Raw genomic sequence first — 18544 nt, forward strand, 5'->3', positions numbered from 1 at the left:
TCGTAATTCAAATTATCATGTATTCCATTAGAATCCCACGGTTACGTTAAACGTATAGGAACGGCTGGTCGGCGCGGCTCCATTCTCGAATCCGGTAGCGTTGGTATTCGTGGCGGCAACGGACTCGGGGTCGATACCCGGCAAGTTATAATGGATCATCCAAACATTGTTACAAGTAGCGGATAGACGTACACGCTGGAAAGGCGTTTTCTTCAACATCTGTCGATTGAACTCGTAGCCAAAGGTGATATTACGCAAACGGACATTGGTGGCGCTATAGGTATAAACCTCTGGTAAACCATAATTTCCGGTAGACCCAATACGCTCCCAATAGTTCTGGGGAGTGACGGCGACCGTATTCTCCGCATAACCACTGCCTTGTTGAACCACGGTATTCGGTACCACGAATTCGGCACGATCACCATTCACCACTGTTCCGGCGGCGTTACCCCGGGTATACAGGTTGGAGGCTGTCGCCGAATAGATGCTACCACCGATACGGAAGTCTATCAAGAAGCTCAGGTTAAAACCTTTATAAGAGAAATTATTGGTCCAACCCATCATCCAATCCGGACTCTGGTTTCCTACTTTCGACTTCTCGGTAGAGATCAAAGGCAAACCGTCATCACCTACGACGATCTTTCCATAGTGAGGACTATTCTCATCGGTCACACGCATAAAGGTCTGCCCGTAGATCTCACCATAATAACCACCTACCGGAGCTACGATCTGGATAGCGTCAAACGTCTTTATATCATATAGATTCACGCCCTCGTATAATTCTTTGATCTTATTCCGGTTCAAGGAGAACTGCGCCGTAGAGCTCCAGCTCAATCCGGCGGGATTGTCTAGAATCGTACCGTTCAAGGAGATCTCCAAACCCTCGTTCTGAATGTTACCCGCATTAATCTTACGGGAAGCATAGCCGGAGAACGGGTCCATCGGTAAATCCAGTAACTGGCGGGTAGCGTTGGACTTATACCAAGCGGCATCCAAGCCTAACCGGTTATTAAAGAAACGGATATCGAAACCGGCCTCCCATGATTTAATCAACTCACTACGTACGTCCGAGTCGTAAAGTACCTTACCCGGTTTCGCCGTCGTATTCCCGTTGGGGTCCTTGCCTACAGAGTAGAAGTTATATAATTGATACGGGTCCAAGTCGTTACCTACCTCAGCGAAGGAGGCACGTACCTTAGCGAAAGAGAACCAATCCGGCATGCTTCCGCCAATCTTCGGCAACATATCGGAGATCACCGCGGAGAAGCTGACAGACGGATAGAAATAAGAGCGGTTGGCTTTCGACATCGTAGACGACCAATCGTTACGTGCCGTAACATCCAAGAACAGATAACCATCCCAGTTCAACTGCAACGACCCGTACAAGGAATTCATACGACGGCGGATCAACTCGGAAGTGACTGTTGGCTTATTCACGCCATTATTCAGCGAGAACAAGTTCGGCACCAACAACTCTCCGGCAGAAGCGTTCATCTTATTACGCTGCTGGAGCATCAAGTTACCACCGAAAGTAACGAAGCCTCCCAGCCGATCGATCAAGTTATCCTTCCGGGCCGTAGCCAAGAAACTGAAGTTATTCTCATAGAAGGTCTCCGATCCCTCGGTATACAGACCTCTCGGACTGGTATTACCACCGGCATATACTTTCTCGCTCTTCGTCGTGGTATAATAATCCGTACCACCTCTCAACTCAATATCGAACCAATCGGTCGGGGCATATTTCAAGGAGATATTTCCTAACAAACGGTTACGGGTATCCTCGTTCTGGCGATAACGGGTCACCCAATAAGGGTTCTCCTGCGGATTCTTGGAGGCGTCATACCAAATCATATTGCCTTGCTCATCCACGTCATCCTCAAACTCACGGATATTCAAGGAACGAGGCAGGTTATAGATCGTATTGAAAGCGTTCGAGGGATTCACGCCCTGAATCGGGCGGTTATGTGCGTTTTGATTGATATAATTCACCTTGGCATCTACTTTCCACTTTTCCGCCTCATCTAGGAAAGTAGTGGCACGCAAGGTAATATTCGTCTTGTTTAGTTTTGAGCGTGGGGTGATGCTAGCATCGTCGGAACGGTTTACGGAGGCGAATACCGCCGTACCCTTTATGTTCTGCTGGAAGCTGACACCCTCGTTAAAGGAGGTTCCGGTACGGAAAAAAGCGTCGATATTATCATATGTATGCAGAGGGATTTGGTTGCCTCTCCAATCGGTTACCATTTGTCCCGTGGCTTTCGGTCCCCAGCTAAGGCGGGATTGGTTATCGTAAACGCCCACGGAGCCTTGTCCGAAGTCGTTCTGTAAATCAGGTTTCAGGAAAATCGTCTCGGCGGTGATACCGGCGTTGATCGTAATACCGAGTCCCTCGTTCTTACGTCCGGACTTGGTAGTGATCAAGATCACGCCGTTACCGGCACGTGAGCCATAAAGGGCGGCGGCGGAAGCACCCTTCAATACCGTCATGGACTCGATATCTTCCGGGTTGATATCCGAAAGACCGTTACCCATATCCGCTCCGGAGTTACCCCATACATCATCCACGCCACCGGTGAAGTTATCCATCGGGGTACCGTCTACGACAATCAAGGGCTGGTTGCTACCCGTCAATGAGTTATTACCACGAAGTACGATCTTAGAAGACCCTCCTACGCCATTGCTTGAACGAACGATCTGCAAACCGGAAACCTTACCGGAAAGGGAGTTCGCCAAGTTCGGCTCACGGGAGGCCAAGAGGTCATCCCCTTTCAACTCCTGCATGGCATAACCCAAGGCTTTCTTATCCCGTTTCATACCCAAGGCGGTCACCACCACCTCATCGAGTTTCTGGGTATCTTCCACGAGTTTAACCGTAATCTCGGACTGGCCGGTATACGGGATGTCTTGCGAGGTATAACCGATAAACGATATCTGTATGATATCCCCTTTCTTCACGTTATCCAAAGTAAAATGCCCGTCCAAGTCGGTCATAGTACCATTGGTAGTTCCTTTCACGATTACGGACGCCCCGGTAACGGGTCCTAAGGCATCCTCAACTATTCCCGACACCTTTGCGTTTTGCTGTGAAATGTCAACCCTCGGAATCCCGGACATAGGCGTGGCGTATAAGTTTCCCGAGAACCCAAGCGCCCCTACCAACAGGATTAAGCTGACTGGTCTGAATCTTTTCAACATAACTACTGTTTTTTGTTTATTTTGATAGACAATGTTTTAGTTTTTGCGTCAACGAATGTCATTTATCCTGTATAAACATAAAAAGGGCAGATATGTTTTGAGTTTAACATATACAAGAGTAACCGGAGAGAGATGAGTATCACTCCGGTATCTCAGTAAACCAGGAAGGTCGTGAGTTTAGTGACAAGTGATTTTAGGAATGGACAATATATATACTGCGTTGCCCCAATAATATATACTGCGTTGGTCAAGTAAGATATACTACGTTTATTAGAATGCCCATCATAAGCACCTTTCGACCGCAGTCGGCAGGGGCTTACGATGGGCATTGTTAGATGCTTATAATAGCGGTCGGCACAAATACACAAAAACAGGGGCTTTTGACACACCCTCTTTCATATAAATCAATGTTTAGCCCACCATAGCGGAGTAGAAATTAAATCAGCTCCACCCAATAGCTCAACAGCTTTCATATAACTATCCTTACTATTGATTTCCATATTCGCTGGATAGCGCAGACGTTCTTGATAGAATTCCCACTTACATTCCTTACAGTTAGCACGAGTAAGAGGCAACTCGTTACTAGAAACGTTATAATCTATCTCAACAGCTTGATTCTCAAAGAAAGGCAAACCTAAACGACGATGATCAGACCATGCCTCTAAAGGTAACCAAGGAACCTGTGCCAAGTATTTTTGCGAGATTATCTTTGTCAGCTTATCATTATTGACCGTACCATTCTTATAAATAGAATTTTTCGGATAAGCATAAGTAGTAGTCTTTTTCTCACCAGTATAACCATCTACATATTCAGCCGTATAAGACTTTGCTTCCGCCGTATGATCAAAAGCGACAGAAGTACCTACACGGTTATATTCCGTAGAACTCAAATAATCATTTAAGAACTCAGATACACCGTGATATTCAAAGCTAGCTGCTATACCAGCCTCATAATGAGATTTCGCACTACCAGACACGTTCCAACCATACAACGCAGCTTCAGCCAATAAGAACTCCGTCTCCCACGGCCCAAACCATACACGCTTATTCGTACTTTCACGATATATCTTGGATAAAGAAGGATAAGTCTTACTTGCTCCTGTCAATTCGCTGGTTAGCGCTGAGTATTTATCCCATTTTCCAGCAACCCAAGTATTCCAAGTATATTTCACGTTCAACTCCAAATATGTCTTATTGTTATCCTCAACATTTCCAGTAGCAGGATCCGCTAAACGAGCCTTATCAGCCAAACCGATATTAGAGAAATAAACAGTACCATCATCATATCCCGGAATATGAAACAACTTAGTAGCACGAGGATCAATCTTTGAAGGAAGAGCATCAAAGAAATAGCCTGCAGCCGGATCATTCGTAGAAACCGGTAAGTGTTTTTCTAATCGAAGGCCTAGATAATTACGAGCATCTTTCAATACCACATCCTCTTTTATCGCCGCAGGAACTTGGAAATCGATTCCTCCTAGGCCAATCATCATATTATTAATGGTGACCGAAATGGGTTGGGCATTCCAAGGACGAGACATCACACCATCAAGATCAGTCCAACCGCCTTTTTCTTGCACCTGAGCAATTTCATCTTGCGTAGTAATAAAATTATTCGTCGAAGCGGCATCCTCAAAAGCAGCCTTTGCTTTAGCTTGATCTACAGCAGATAAACGCATAGCGTAGCGCAAGCGTAATGAGTTCGCATACTTTATCCATTTAGAGGCATCACCATCATAGAAAGCATCCGTTTTCTCTGATGTAATAGCGCTCATATCCGCATTTACATCTATCTTGCCAGCGGCATCTTTCAATTCAGAAATAATAAAATCATAAATATCTTCTATACTCTTATATTCTACGATACCATCAAAAGCGTTTGCCGGAGGCACAGGACCAAAGTTATCAGCCAATTCAGAGATGACATAAGCCCGCCAAATACGAGACATCTGTAGCAAATTGTTCTCATAAGGATACTCCGGATTGGCGGCACGTTCCGTACCAATTTTCACGGCCATATTAACATTGTTCAGCCATCCCACTCCATAATCAACGCCAAAGTAGTCCGTATTATAATCATTATAATTCGCACCTGTAGCTAAACCACTACGACGTTCAAAACGAGCCGCACTTTTCCATTGATACACGAACACACGCTCTGCGATATGCGGGTTCTGCTGTGCCCCCATGATTGATTTATTCAGTAGATAAGATACTTTGATCGCACTTTCATCTACGGCATTCGGGTCTTTATTTATTTCCTCAAAGTCGTTACATGCAGTAAATAAAACGGCTAATGAAGCTAACCCTATTATTGTTCTTTTTAATGTTTTCATACTTAAAATCATCTTTCTTATTAGAAACCAACTGTTACATTAAATGTGAAAGAGCGAGAAGTCGGAGCTGCCCCATTCTCAAAACCAGTAGCATTGGAATTTGTAGCCGAAATAGATTCCGGATCAATACCTTCCAAATGATTTACAATCATCCAAACGTTATTCGCCACGAATGATACACGTACTTTCTGTAATGGGGTTTTCTCTAACCATTTTTTCTCAAAATCATAACCAACGGTAATATTACGTAGACGAATATTAGTAGCATCATATAAAAATGCCTCACCCACACCGATATTACCTCCGGCAGCACGTCCCCAGTACAATTCAGGAGTAACAGCATTAGAATTTGCCGTATAACCACCATTTCCATCAGAAGTCACTGAATTCGGAACTACAAATTCCTCACGGGTTCCATTTATAACGGTACCTGCGGCATTACCTGCCTTGTACAAATTAGCAGTGGTCGCTGAGTAAATATTTCCACCAATACGAGCATCAATCAAAAAGCTCAAAGAAATATTTTTATAAGAGAACGAGTTAGTCCATCCCAACATACAATCAGGCTGTTGATTCCCCAGATAATAATCATCTGAAGTAACTAATGGTAAACCTTGAGCATCTACAATAATTTTACCAGCATGTTCCCCACTTTCAACACGTTGGAATTTTTTACCATAAATATCGCCATAATAACTACCCGTACGGGCTACAATCTTTAAATCATCAAAAGTCTTGATGCCATATTCATTTACTCCTTCATACAAATCTATGATTTTATTTTTATTGAAGGAAGCATTCAATGTTGTTTCCCAATTTAAGCCTCTAGGATTCTGCAAAATAGTACCATAAAGCATTAATTCCACACCTGAATTTTGAATATTACCTGCATTGATCTTACGTTTGGAATAACCAGAAAATGGATCCATTGCCAAATCTAGCAATTGGCGGGTAGCATTAGATTTGTACCAAGCCGCATCAATACCTAATCGATTATTGAAAAACTTCAAATCAATACCGGCTTCCCAAGATTTAATCAACTCTGAACGTACAGAAGAATCATATAAAGTAGTTCCTAGAGCTGCAGTTGGGTTACCATTTGGATCTTTATCAACCTTGAATACAGTATACAATTGATATGGATCAAGGTCATTACCTACTTCCGCATAAGAAGCACGAACCTTAGCGAAACTCATCCATTCCGGCATTGTACCGCCAACCTTTTCCACCATATCTGAAATAACACCAGATAAGCTAACCGAAGGATAAAAATAAGATTGGTTTTCTTTACTCATAGTGGAAGACCAGTCATTACGAGCCGTAATATCCATAAACAGCCAGCCATCCCAGTTCATTTGCAAAGAACCGTAAATAGAATTCATCTTGCGCTGTACATCTTCAGATGTATGCGTCATATTATTCTTGTCAGCGGCATTAGACATCGCAAATAGATTCGGGATCAATAAATCACCCGTACCAGCCTCTAATTTCTTACGGCGTTGCATCATCAAGTTTCCACCCACGGTCACAAAACCACCAAACTTGCTAAAAAGGTTATCTTTCTTAAAGGTAGTCAAGAAACTATAGTTGTTCTCATAAAAAGTCTCCGACTTCTCAGAGTAACGCCCTTTCGGATTCACATTACCACCAGAATATACCTTATTTGTAGTCGTAGTCGTATAATAGTCCGTACCGCCTTTTAGCTCGAGGTTCCACCAGTCCGTTATCTTATAAGAAAGAGAAATTGTACCTAACAAACGATTACGAGAGTCTTGATTTGTTCTATAATCTTTAATCCAATACGGATTTTCTTGGGGAGTACTCTCGGTATCCCACCAAATCATATTTCCATTTTCGTCCAAACAGTTCTCCAGATCCCTAATATCCAGCGATCGTGGTAAATTATAGATCGTACTAAAGGCATTCGATTGGTTAATACCTTGGATTGGACGATTCTTTGCGTTATTATTTAAATAGTTGGCTTTTGCATCTAATTTCCATCTTTTATCCGGACCGAACTCGCTTGTTCCACGCAAAGTAAGAGACGTTTTATTTAATGATGCACCCGGAACGATGCCCTTATCATCAGAGCGATTAATTGAGGCGAATACCGCCGTCCCATCATAGCTCTGCTGAAAAGATACACCTTCATTGAATGAAGTTCCTTTCTGGAAATAAGCATCTATATTATCATAAGTATACATCTGGACTTTCTGCCCATCCCAGCGATCAATTGTTACGGAACCATCGGCAACAGGCCCCCAGCTTGAACGGTCTTTCACATTATATATGCCATTTGTACCCTGACCATACGTATTCTGTAATTCTGGTTTCAAAAACATGCTTTCCACTGTAACTCCGGCATTTACAGTAATACCTAATCCACTTTGCTTTTTACCCGATTTCGTCGTAATCAAAATTACGCCATTACCTGCACGAGAACCATATAACGCGGCGGCTGAAGCTCCTTTCAACACGTTCATGGATTCGATATCTTCCGGGTTGATATCTGACAAACCATTACCCATATCCACGCCGCTATTACCCCAAGCATCATCAACTCCTCCAGTAAAGTTATCCATTGGAATACCATCGACAACAATCAACGGCTGATTAGATCCAGTTAATGAATTATTACCACGCAATACAATTTTTGAAGAACCGCCAGGGCCACTACTAGAACGAACTACCTGCAAACCCGATACTTTACCAGATAACGCATTCGCAATATTACTTTCCCGTGCATTTACAAGTTCGTCTCCTTTCAATTCTTGCGTAGCATATCCCAACGCTTTCTTCTCACGCTTGATACCCAAGGCCGTAACCACGACCTCATCCAATTTCTGGGTGTCTTCCGCTAATTTGATAACGCCTACCGGCTTACCGGTATACGTAAGCTCCATGGTGGAGTAACCAATGAATGAGATTTGGATTACATCACCATTCTTGACGCCATCCAAGGTGAAATTACCGTCCATATCGGTAATCGTTCCATTAGACGTTCCTTTCACGACAACTGACGCTCCGGTCACTGGGCCGAAATCATCTTCCACTGTACCTGTTACTTTCCCGTTTTGCTGGGAGATAGAGGTACCTTGCTCAACAGGTGCGATGTTGGCATACATGCTTCCCGAGAAGCATAACGCACCCGCACATAGAATTAAGCTGACAGGTTTAAAGTTTTTCAACATAACTGATGGTTTTATTAATAAATAATTAGACAATGTCTTGGCGAAACATTTGTCTTTTAAAATTATTCACATACATACACTCACTCCTGAGTTCTAGCGTAATTAAGTTCAAATAAAAAATGGGCTAACTATCGGAGTCCTACATGAACTTTTCTTAAGTAGAAGTTGTTTTATTTAGTTGGCGCCAAAATACCTAGCACATTTTATATCGGAGGCAAAGATATGAAATATTCATTACATTGTGTTATTATAATTAAATAAATCCTCCCTTATTTTTTATGTTTTACAATATAAAATTAGAAATATAAACGATTTTAAGTTAAAATCGACTTGAGTTCATGTAGAACTAAGTATCCGCGGTAAGATATGAAATTACAGTAATTCAAGCGTTTTTTCAGAATATAAAAGCAAGCCAGCTTCATCGGCAAAGTAAGTTAATTAAAATGCCAAAGTAAGTTAACTTACTTCGCCGATGAAGTTAACTTACTTTTATTAGATATCTTCTATTGAAAAAGACGTATAATCTCTAAAAATCTTTCTCATTCGCCATATACCACATATTAAGGAACGAGGCCTTCGTGATATTCACCACCTTGTCCCAATTAATCCGGTCGGCATGGTCGCTCGGTTGATGGTAATCCGGATGCCCGTCGGTATGATACCAGATAATAGGGATACCTATCTTAGCGAAGGAACCGTTATCACTCCCTCCTACCGGGTTATCCCACGGACGATAATCCGGTGCCAGATTCAAGTTGTATTTCTTGATATCGTTCTTCAGCCAATCGCCGAAAGCAGGGTGCGCCTCTGTATAGAAATAAACCACATGGGTAGGCTTCGCCTCGTTATTGTTACGGCCGATCATATCGAAATTCAAATATCCTTTCACGTTCTTTATCTCTGGAAAAGACTGAACGAAGGCTTTCGATCCGAGAAGCCCTTTCTCCTCACCGTCCCAGAAAGCGAATATAACGGTTCGCTCCGGTTGCTGGCCCGTGGCAAGGAAAGCCCTCGCTATCTGCAAAACGGCAGAGACTCCGGAGGCGTTATCGTCCGCCCCGTTATAGACCTGGTCGCCATCCAGCATCGGGTCGATACCCAGATGGTCATAGTGAGCGCCGACGATCACGATCTCACTCGGGTTCTTGCCCTCTATCTTACCCAAGATATTATTCAAGGAAAGTTTCTGGAAAACACCAGTTTGCTTGATAGCCGCTATGGAATCCGGCTGCACCTGCCAGCGGGCCCCTCTCTTCTGGCGTTCCATATGGTAAGCCTCAAACGGATGGTAATAAGAGTCTCCTACAGGGTCGATACCCAATGATTTCAAGTTCGCCACGATATAATCGCCCGCTATACGGCCTCCACGGAAACCGGCCTCACGGCCCTCCAGATCATCATCGGCCAAGAAACCGATATGCGCCTCGGCGGTCGATCTATTTATCACGTCCAAACCTTTCTTCTCCGGACTTTCCGCCCAAAGAGCCGTACTTAATGCCAGCGACATTAAGAGTAATCCTGCTTTTTTCATCGTTTTTGTGTTCAAATGATTATTGTTTTAGCTTTTTCATCTACAAATATAAGTAATTTCCCTGATACGCGAAGGAGAAGGAAAAGAAAGGGCACAAAAAAAAGGCTCACCCGGCCGTATCGCCAAAGGTAATCCTCATTTCCTATCTCTCACCATTCCGTTTTGAACGGAGGTAAGAGATGACATCTAATTTATTTCTTACTTTATTCTTTACTTAAAAAAGACGCGGTCTTTTAGTTCTTATCCGCATCTACACTCATTTCGCTCATAAGGCGACGGATCTCAGCGTTTAATCGCTGACTCATGGCACCATTGCCAGCTGACTGGTAACGATCTGCTTGATAACGCAACATCGCTAAAGCACGAAGGCTTTTCTCATTTTCTCTCATCATCATAATCTTTTTGTTTTACGCTTCCCACGCTTGGAAAGCCAGTTAATAAATAATCCTAAAACGATCTTTCTTTCTTAATTCGTTACAAAGATAACCATTTTATCCGAAACAATGTTGTAGAACATAATAAAATATTTCATTTTTTCGATTATTTATGACTTGTGCAAATAAGTCTAAATACGCCGGGGATTACTCCACCGGCGTTAATTCACCTGTAACAGAGTCTATTACAAACCCTCTTACCGTTATATCCGACGGAATCAGCGGATGATTCCGAATTTGCTCCACGGTCTCGTGCACGGAAGCCTCGGAGGTCTCGAATCCCCGCAACCACGACTCGAAGTTTATACCGCAATATCGGATCATATCTATTCGTTCCTGCGGAATTCCCCGCTCTTTCATCTTTTCGATCATCTCGGAGCTATTCATGTGCTTGGCTCCGCAATCGGTATGCCCGATTATCATTACCTCTACAACCCCAAGCTCGTAAATCGCCACCATCAAGCTCCGGATAACGCTTCCGAAGGGGTGGGATATGATCGCCCCCGCGTTCTTTATAATTTTCACGTCTCCATTCTTGATGCCCAAGGAGGCGGGTAGCAACTCGGTCAGCCGGGTATCCATGCAAGACACGATGGCGATCTTCTTATCGGGATATTTATTCGTGATATACTTCTCATACCCCTTGTTCTTTACGAACTCACGATTATAGCTTACCAATTCATCAATCATAGCGTTTGTGATTTAGCGTTATTAAACTGTTTATTTATATAACATCGAAATGTCTTAAAGCGTTCATGACACCATCGTCATCTACGGAGTCGGTCACGTAATCCGCCGCCTCTTTCACCTCGTCGCCGGCGTTACCCATGGCTACCCCGATCCCGGCGTGGCGAAGCATGGCCATATCGTTGCCTCCATCGCCAAAAGCCATCGTCTCGTGGAGCGAGATCCCGTAATGCTCGATGATCTTATCGATCCCTACCGCCTTACTGCTCCCCCGCGGCACGACATCCGCAAATAGCGGGTTCCAGCGAGTAGCCTCGCAATGCGGCAAGACGGACATGATACGTTCTTCATGGCCGGGAGAGAAAAAGGCTATCAGCTGGTATACTTCCTTACCCCCGTTGCCACGCAAAGGACGCAAGGGAGGATGAGGGAAGTCTAGCATGTCGTAAAGCTGTCGCACAGAATCATCCACGTAGTTCTGGTAAATCCCATCTTCCTCCACCAAGGCGCACGGGAACGCCTCCTCATTCTCTTGATAGCGGATCAACGCCTCTATATCCTCCGACGGGATATTATGTTTATAGATAACCTTATCTTTTCCGGCCAAGCAATATCCTCCGTTCAAGGTAACATAGCCATCGAACTCTTGCGTCCCGAGGTTATTGATAGATTGCAACTGGCGGCCGGTAGCGATGAAAACCTTGATTCCCTTTTCTCGCAACAGGTCCAAGGCCCGGACCGTGGAGTCCGGTAGTTTATGCGTCTTGAAACTTACCAACGTACCGTCAATGTCAAAAAATACTGCCTTAATCATACTTATACCTATTATCTTCTTTTAATGACAAAGATACACTTTATTTGTTACATTTGTATTTTCATTTCCTTCATCAAATAATAGATATAGTTTTTTATGGAATACAGACAACTAGGAGGTTCCGGATTATACGTTCCGGCACTTTGTTTAGGTACGGCTACTTTTGGTGGCACGAATGGTTTTGAAGGTTGGGGGCATACCGAGGTGGAAGAGGCTACCCGTATGGTCAATCTTTGCTTGGACGCCGGGGTGAATCTATTCGATACGGCGGATGTCTACTCCAACGGTCTTTCCGAGGAAATCTTGGGAAAGGCGATCCACGGATTGAGGAATCGCCTCTTGATCTCCACGAAGGCGACTTTCAACCTAAGCCCGGAGAGCCGTAACGCCATCGGTTCTTCCCGTTTCCATCTGATACAGGCGTGCGAGGCGAGCCTAAGACGATTGAACACGGATCATATCGACATTTATCATATGCACGGTTTCGACGCAAATACCCCGGTAGAGGAGACACTCCGAGCCTTGGACGACTTGGTGACGAGCGGGAAGGTCCGTTATATCGCTTGCTCGAACTTCTCCGGCTGGCACTTAATGAAGTCGCTTTCCGTATCGGAGCGGTATGGATGGAGCCGGTACGTGGCCCAACAGGTTTATTACTCCTTGTTGAACCGGGATTTTGAGTGGGAACTTATGCCGCTAGGCATCGACCAGAAGGTGGGCGCCATTATCTGGAGCCCTTTATCCGCCGGACGTCTGGGCGGGAAGTACCGCCGGAATAACCCGATCCCGACGGACGGGCGTGTCGCTCGCGGAGGAAGCCCGATACCCGACGAGGCTACTTCTTACGAACGCCTGTACGACATCGTGGAGGTATTGGAACAGGTAGCCGAGGAGACCGGGCATAGCGTAGCCCAATGCGCCTTGAACTGGTTATTGCAACGGCCTACCGTAAGCAGCCTTATCATAGGAGCCCGCACGGAAGAGCAGCTAAGGCAGAACCTAGAGGCCGTAGGCTGGAACCTCAGCCCGGAGCAGGTGAAGCGCCTCGATATGGCAAGCCAGACGACCCCGATCTACCCGTATTGGCATCAAGCGCAGTTCCCGGAATTGAATTCTCAATTGAGATTCTAGACGGACGCTGGCGAAAGCGTATACACCTCGGGATGCGGATAGCACGAAAGTCCGCATCCCCTACCCCCCCATTTTCATCCCCTTAAACGTATCTTGGTTAAGACGTTTTTTATACTTTTGTAGTCTGTTACCAACTAAATCTATCGTATGAAGAAACATTTTCTACTTTTCTTGCTTTGTCTAGCCACGAACGCCAGCCTGACGGCCCAAGAGACCCTTCGGGAGAATAACGGGGAACCTACACTCGTGGAACGATTATCGAACGGAGAGATCAAGATCAATAGCGCCGAGATGAACTTCCAGCTTTTCACCTCGGCCAACGCTGAGTTTGTCGGAAAGGAGCTAGACGGTATGAACTTCAAGCTGAACCGTGTCCGGCTGGAGATCAAGGGGGATGTAGGCAAGTGGCTGGGGTATCATTACCGGCAGTCGTTCAACAAATACTCCGATCCCTATTCGCTCGACAACCTCTCCTCCTCGCTCGAGCTGGCTTACGTGAACCTAAAGGCACGGCATAATCTCAATTTCACGATCGGCAAGCAGTTCGTTAATTTCGGGGGATACGAGTATTACGTCAATTCCATCCGGGTACGAGAGTTTAGCGAGTTCAATAATTTACTGACCGCCTACCAAGCCGGTATCTCGGGCAACTGGCAAGTCAACCCGGACCACGAGCTTTGTTTCCAGATCGTGAATAACCGCAACGGTAACGATGAGGACATCTACCCTACCGGACTTCCCGAGGGTACCGCCAAGGCCAAGATACCCTTTATGTACACGGTCAACTGGAATAGCTATTATCTGGACAAGGCCTTGCAACTGCGTTATGCCACCGCCGTCGGACAGCAGACCCGCAAGCGCTACTCCTACTATTTCACCTGTGGCAATACCTATGAGAAAGGCCCGTTGCTAACGTACCTCGACGTTATGTACACCCGCCAAGGGATCGACCAACATGGGGTCGTCAGCCGTCTGCCCGGCACGCCTCATACCGCCATGAACACCGAATACCTATCGATTATCGGCGACGTGGATTACCGTGTCCACCCCCAATGGAACGTTTACGTGAAAGGGGCGTACGAGACCGCCCGGGTGTATAAGAGCAACGGTGATTTCCGGAAAGGGATGTACCGCCGTTCGTGGAATGCGCAGAGTAGCGTGGAATTCTTCCCCTTCAAGCAACTCGACCTTTTCGTATTCGTCCTATACACCTACCGGGGCGTTATCCTAGAGAAAGCCGCCACGCGAATGGGAGCCATAGAGCCGGATACACACCGTATATCGCTGGGGCTGGTCTATTCGATCCCGGTCTTCTGAGAAACCGCACATACGGTAGCGCAGGCTTGCAGATATGGTAGTACAGACTTGTAGATACGTTCGTGCAAACTCGCAGATACGCTTGTGTAAATTTGCAGATACGTTCGTGCAAACGTGTAGATACGTTAGTACGGACTTGTAGATACGGTAGCGCGGGCTGACACATAAGGAAGTACAGGCCTGCACATACGGTAGTACAGGCCTGCACATACGGTAGTACAGGTCCGTATTGCCTTATGTGCAGCTTCCCCCATCCACCCCATAAAAAAAGCGGTGCCTTCCGTTTCCGGAGACACCGCCCTCATTCTATAATAAAAGACCTGTTATATTAAGCCTCTACATCCCAATTCTCGGCAGCCATACGTTTGTAGCTACGCAGACGCCATTTAGCGTTCTCCTCGGCGGCGGCAAACAACTCAGCGGCCTCAGCCGGATATTGTTTAGCTACGGAAGCGAAACGAACCTCACCCTTCAAGAAGTCTTGGAACTTGCTCCAATCCGGCTCCTTGCTATCCAAGGTGAACGGATTCTTGCCCTCTGCCTCCAAAGCCGGGTTGTAACGCCACAAGTGCCAGTAACCGCATGCTACGGCTTCTTTCTCCTCAGCTTGCGACTTACCCATACCCTTCTTCAAACCGTGGTTGATACAAGGAGCGTAAGCGATGATCAAGGAAGGACCGTCGTAAGCCTCGGCCTCGCGGATCGCCTTCAATGTCTGGGCTTGGTCGGCGCCCATAGCGATCTGAGCCACATATACGTAACCATAAGTAGTAGCCATCAAGCCAAGGTCTTTCTTACGTACCCTCTTACCGGAAGCGGCGAACTTAGCGATAGCGCCCACCGGAGTAGCCTTAGAAGACTGACCACCCGTGTTAGAGTAAACCTCGGTATCCAATACCATGATATTTACGTTCTTGCCGGAAGCGATCACGTGATCCAAACCACCGTAACCGATATCGTAAGAAGCACCGTCACCACCGATAATCCATTGAGAACGTTTTACCAAGAAGTGAGACAATTCCTTGATCTGAGCGCAAACCGGACAACCCTCCTTGATGCCTTGCTCAACGAATGCCATGATTTGCGGAGCCAATTCCTTCGTCTTCTCGGCGTCGTTCTGGTTAGCGATCCAAGCGGCGGCTATTTCCTTGGCCTCAGCCGGAGCATGCTCACCCACGGTGATCTGTTGCAACAAGCCTTCCAAACGTTTACGCATCTTCTCGTTCGCCAATTCCATACCCAAGCCGAACTCGCAGAAGTCCTCGAACAAAGAGTTTGCCCAAGCAGGACCTTGACCCTTCTCGTTCGTTGTATAAGGAGTGGAAGGAACAGAACCGGAGTAGATAGAAGAACATCCGGTAGCGTTAGCCACCATCTCGCGGTCGCCGAACAACTGGGTGATCAACTTCACGTACGGAGTCTCGCCACAACCGGAGCAAGCGCCTGAGAATTCAAACAACGGAGTAGCGAACTGTGAGTTCTTCACGTTAGACTTCACGTCTACCAAGTTTTGCTTAGAAGAAACGTTAGCTACGCAGTAGTTCCAGTTATCGGCCTCAGCCAACTGGCCTTCCAGCGGAACCATAGACAATGCCTTGTTGCCCTTGAATCCCGGACAGATATCGGCGCAGTTACCGCAACCCAGGCAGTCGAGAACGTCTACCTGCATACGGAACTTCATACCTTTCATAGCGGCCGGAGCCTTCACGTCCAACATAGCGAAGCTGGCGCCCTTCTGCTCCTCATCGTTCAATACGAACGGACGGATAGAAGCGTGAGGACAAACATAAGCGCATTGGTTACACTGGATACAGTTCGCCTCATTCCAAACCGGAACGAAAGCGGCCACGCCACGTTTCTCGTATTTAGCGGTTCCTTGCGCCCAAGTACCATCCTCGATGCCCTTGAATGCGGAAACCTTCAATAAGTCGCCATCCTGAGCGTTGATCGGACGAACTACCTCGTTGATGAAAGCGGGATCGTTGTTTACGACAGCCTCATCATCCGGAAGGTTAGCCCAAGCGGGATCAACCGTCAATTGGTTGTACTCGCCACCACGGTCTACAGCCGCATAGTTCTTGTTAACTACGTCCTCGCCCTTCTTACCGTAAGACTTAACGATGAATTTCTTCATCTGCTCGATAGCCAAGTCTACAGGGATAACACCCGTGATACGGAAGAAAGCGGACTGAAGGATCGTATTGGTACGGTTACCTAAACCGATCTCCAAGGCGATCTGTGTGGCGTTGATATAATATACAGTGATATTCTTCTGAGCGAAGTAACGTTTTACCTTATTAGGCAAGTGCTTAGCCAACTCCTCAGCGCCCCAAACGGTATTCAACAAGAAGGTACCGTTCTCACGCAAACCACGAGTCACGTCGTACATGCGCAAATAAGCCTGAACGTGGCAAGCCACGAAGTTCGGGGTATTCACCAAATAAGTAGAACGGATCGGATGATCACCGAAACGCAGGTGAGAACAAGTGAAACCACCGGATTTCTTAGAGTCGTAAGAGAAATAAGCCTGACAGTATTTATCCGTGTTATCACCGATAATCTTCACCGAGTTCTTGTTAGCGCCTACCGTACCGTCGGCACCCAAACCGTAGAACTTAGCCTCGAACATACCCTCACCGCCCAAGGCGATCTCTTCCTTCTGAGGCAGAGAAGTGAAAGTAACGTCATCCACGATACCGATCGTGAATTGGTTCTTCGGCATCGGCAACGCCAAGTTCTCGAATACGGACAGGATCTGAGCCGGAGTCGTATCCTTAGAACCCAGACCATAACGGCCACCTACGATAACCGGAGCGTCCTCCTGACCATAGAAGCAGTCTTTTACGTCCAGATACAACGGCTCACCGTTAGCACCCGGCTCTTTCGTGCGATCCAATACGGCGATACGCTTAGCGGTCTTAGGCACGGCAGCCAAGAAATGCTTAGCGGAGAACGGACGATACAAGTGAACGGATACCAAACCTACCTTCTCGCCCTTAGCGATCAAGTGATCGATAGCCTCACGAGCGGCCTCCGTAACAGAACCCATGGCGATGATCACGCGCTCAGCGTCCTCAGCTCCGTAATAATCGAACAAACCGTATTTACGGCCTGTGATCTTGGAAACCTCGTTCATATATTCTTCTACGATAGCGGGAACTGCCTCGTAGTACGTGTTGGAAGATTCTCTGTGTTGGAAGAAATGATCCGGGTTCTCGGCCATACCGCGAGCGACCGGTCTCTCCGGGTTCAAGGCACGGGCACGGAACTCAGCCAAGGCCTTCTGGTCGATAAGCGGAGCCAAGTCCTCATTCTCCAAAGCCTCGATCTTCTGGATCTCGTGAGAGGTACGGAAACCGTCGAAGAAGTTCACGAACGGCACACGAGACTTGATCGTAGCCAAGTGAGCGACACCGGCTAAGTCCATAACCTCCTGTACGGAACCCTCAGCCAACATAGCGAAACCTGTCTGACGAGCAGACATCACGTCTTGATGGTCACCGAAGATACACAACGCATGAGAAGCCAATGTACGAGCGGATACGTGGAAAACGCAAGGAAGCAATTCACCGGCGATCTTGTACATATTAGGGATCATAAGCAACAAACCTTGAGAAGCAGTGTAGGTTGTTGTCAAGGCACCAGCTTGCAATGAACCGTGAACAGCACCTGCGGCACCACCCTCTGATTGCATTTCCTGTACCATTACAGTCTCGCCGAAAATATTCTTACGTCCGGCTGCAGCCCATTCATCTACATATTCAGCCATTGTAGACGACGGAGTGATGGGGTAAATCGCGGCTACCTCGCTGAACATATACGAGATATGAGCAGCGGCCTGGTTACCATCACAGGTTAAAAATTTCTTCTGTTTTGTCATAGACCTATAAAACTATTAGTATTAAAAA

10 protein-coding genes are annotated in these 18544 nt (G+C 46.3%); 2 read left to right on the forward strand and 8 right to left on the reverse strand.

The features are described from left to right. Positions 1-27: 27 nt before the first annotated feature. From DWY79_RS10735 to DWY79_RS10760, 7 genes are all read right to left on the reverse strand, one after another. Complete coding sequence (locus DWY79_RS10735) at positions 28-3195, reverse strand: SusC/RagA family TonB-linked outer membrane protein (RefSeq protein WP_044545809.1); 3168 nt, start codon at positions 3193-3195, stop codon at positions 28-30. A gap of 404 nt (positions 3196-3599) precedes the next feature. Next, a complete protein-coding gene (locus DWY79_RS10740; RefSeq protein WP_122369335.1) occupies positions 3600-5531 on the reverse strand; it encodes a SusD/RagB family nutrient-binding outer membrane lipoprotein in 1932 nt (643 codons plus the stop codon). A 20-nt stretch (positions 5532-5551) separates the two neighbouring features. After that, entirely contained in the window at positions 5552-8722 is a 3171-nt protein-coding gene (locus DWY79_RS10745) for a SusC/RagA family TonB-linked outer membrane protein (RefSeq protein ID WP_005866145.1), read from the reverse strand. A 526-nt stretch (positions 8723-9248) separates the two neighbouring features. Next, complete coding sequence (locus DWY79_RS10750; RefSeq protein WP_039848584.1) at positions 9249-10253, reverse strand: M28 family metallopeptidase; 1005 nt, start codon at positions 10251-10253, stop codon at positions 9249-9251. Between the two features lie 233 nt (positions 10254-10486). Further along, positions 10487-10648, reverse strand: a complete 162-nt coding sequence (locus tag DWY79_RS22750) for a hypothetical protein (protein ID WP_005858277.1) — start codon at positions 10646-10648, stop codon at positions 10487-10489. 186 nt (positions 10649-10834) lie between these two features. After that, a complete protein-coding gene (locus tag DWY79_RS10755) occupies positions 10835-11377 on the reverse strand; it encodes a carbonic anhydrase (RefSeq protein ID WP_005858279.1) in 543 nt (180 codons plus the stop codon). Between the two features lie 34 nt (positions 11378-11411). Further along, complete coding sequence (locus DWY79_RS10760) at positions 11412-12188, reverse strand: Cof-type HAD-IIB family hydrolase (RefSeq protein ID WP_036610346.1); 777 nt, start codon at positions 12186-12188, stop codon at positions 11412-11414. Positions 12189-12284: 96 nt separating this feature from the next. On the opposite strand from DWY79_RS10760, the gene DWY79_RS10765 reads away from it, so the two are divergent. Both DWY79_RS10765 and DWY79_RS10770 read left to right on the forward strand, forming a co-directional pair. After that, entirely contained in the window at positions 12285-13319 is a 1035-nt protein-coding gene (locus DWY79_RS10765; RefSeq protein ID WP_122144168.1) for an aldo/keto reductase, read from the forward strand. A gap of 147 nt (positions 13320-13466) precedes the next feature. Continuing rightward, positions 13467-14636 (forward strand): porin, encoded by a 1170-nt coding sequence (locus DWY79_RS10770; RefSeq protein ID WP_122369336.1) that lies wholly within the window; start codon positions 13467-13469, stop codon positions 14634-14636. 328 nt (positions 14637-14964) lie between these two features. Here DWY79_RS10770 and nifJ read toward each other — a convergent pair whose 3' ends face one another. Next, the gene (nifJ, locus tag DWY79_RS10775) at positions 14965-18516 is read right to left on the reverse strand and encodes a pyruvate:ferredoxin (flavodoxin) oxidoreductase (protein WP_005866134.1); all 3552 of its coding nucleotides are present in this window, start codon (positions 18514-18516) and stop codon (positions 14965-14967) included. Between the last annotated feature and the right edge of the window lie 28 nt (positions 18517-18544).

The organism is Parabacteroides sp. AF27-14, assembly GCF_003635425.1.
GTDB lineage: Bacteria > Bacteroidota > Bacteroidia > Bacteroidales > Tannerellaceae > Parabacteroides > Parabacteroides distasonis.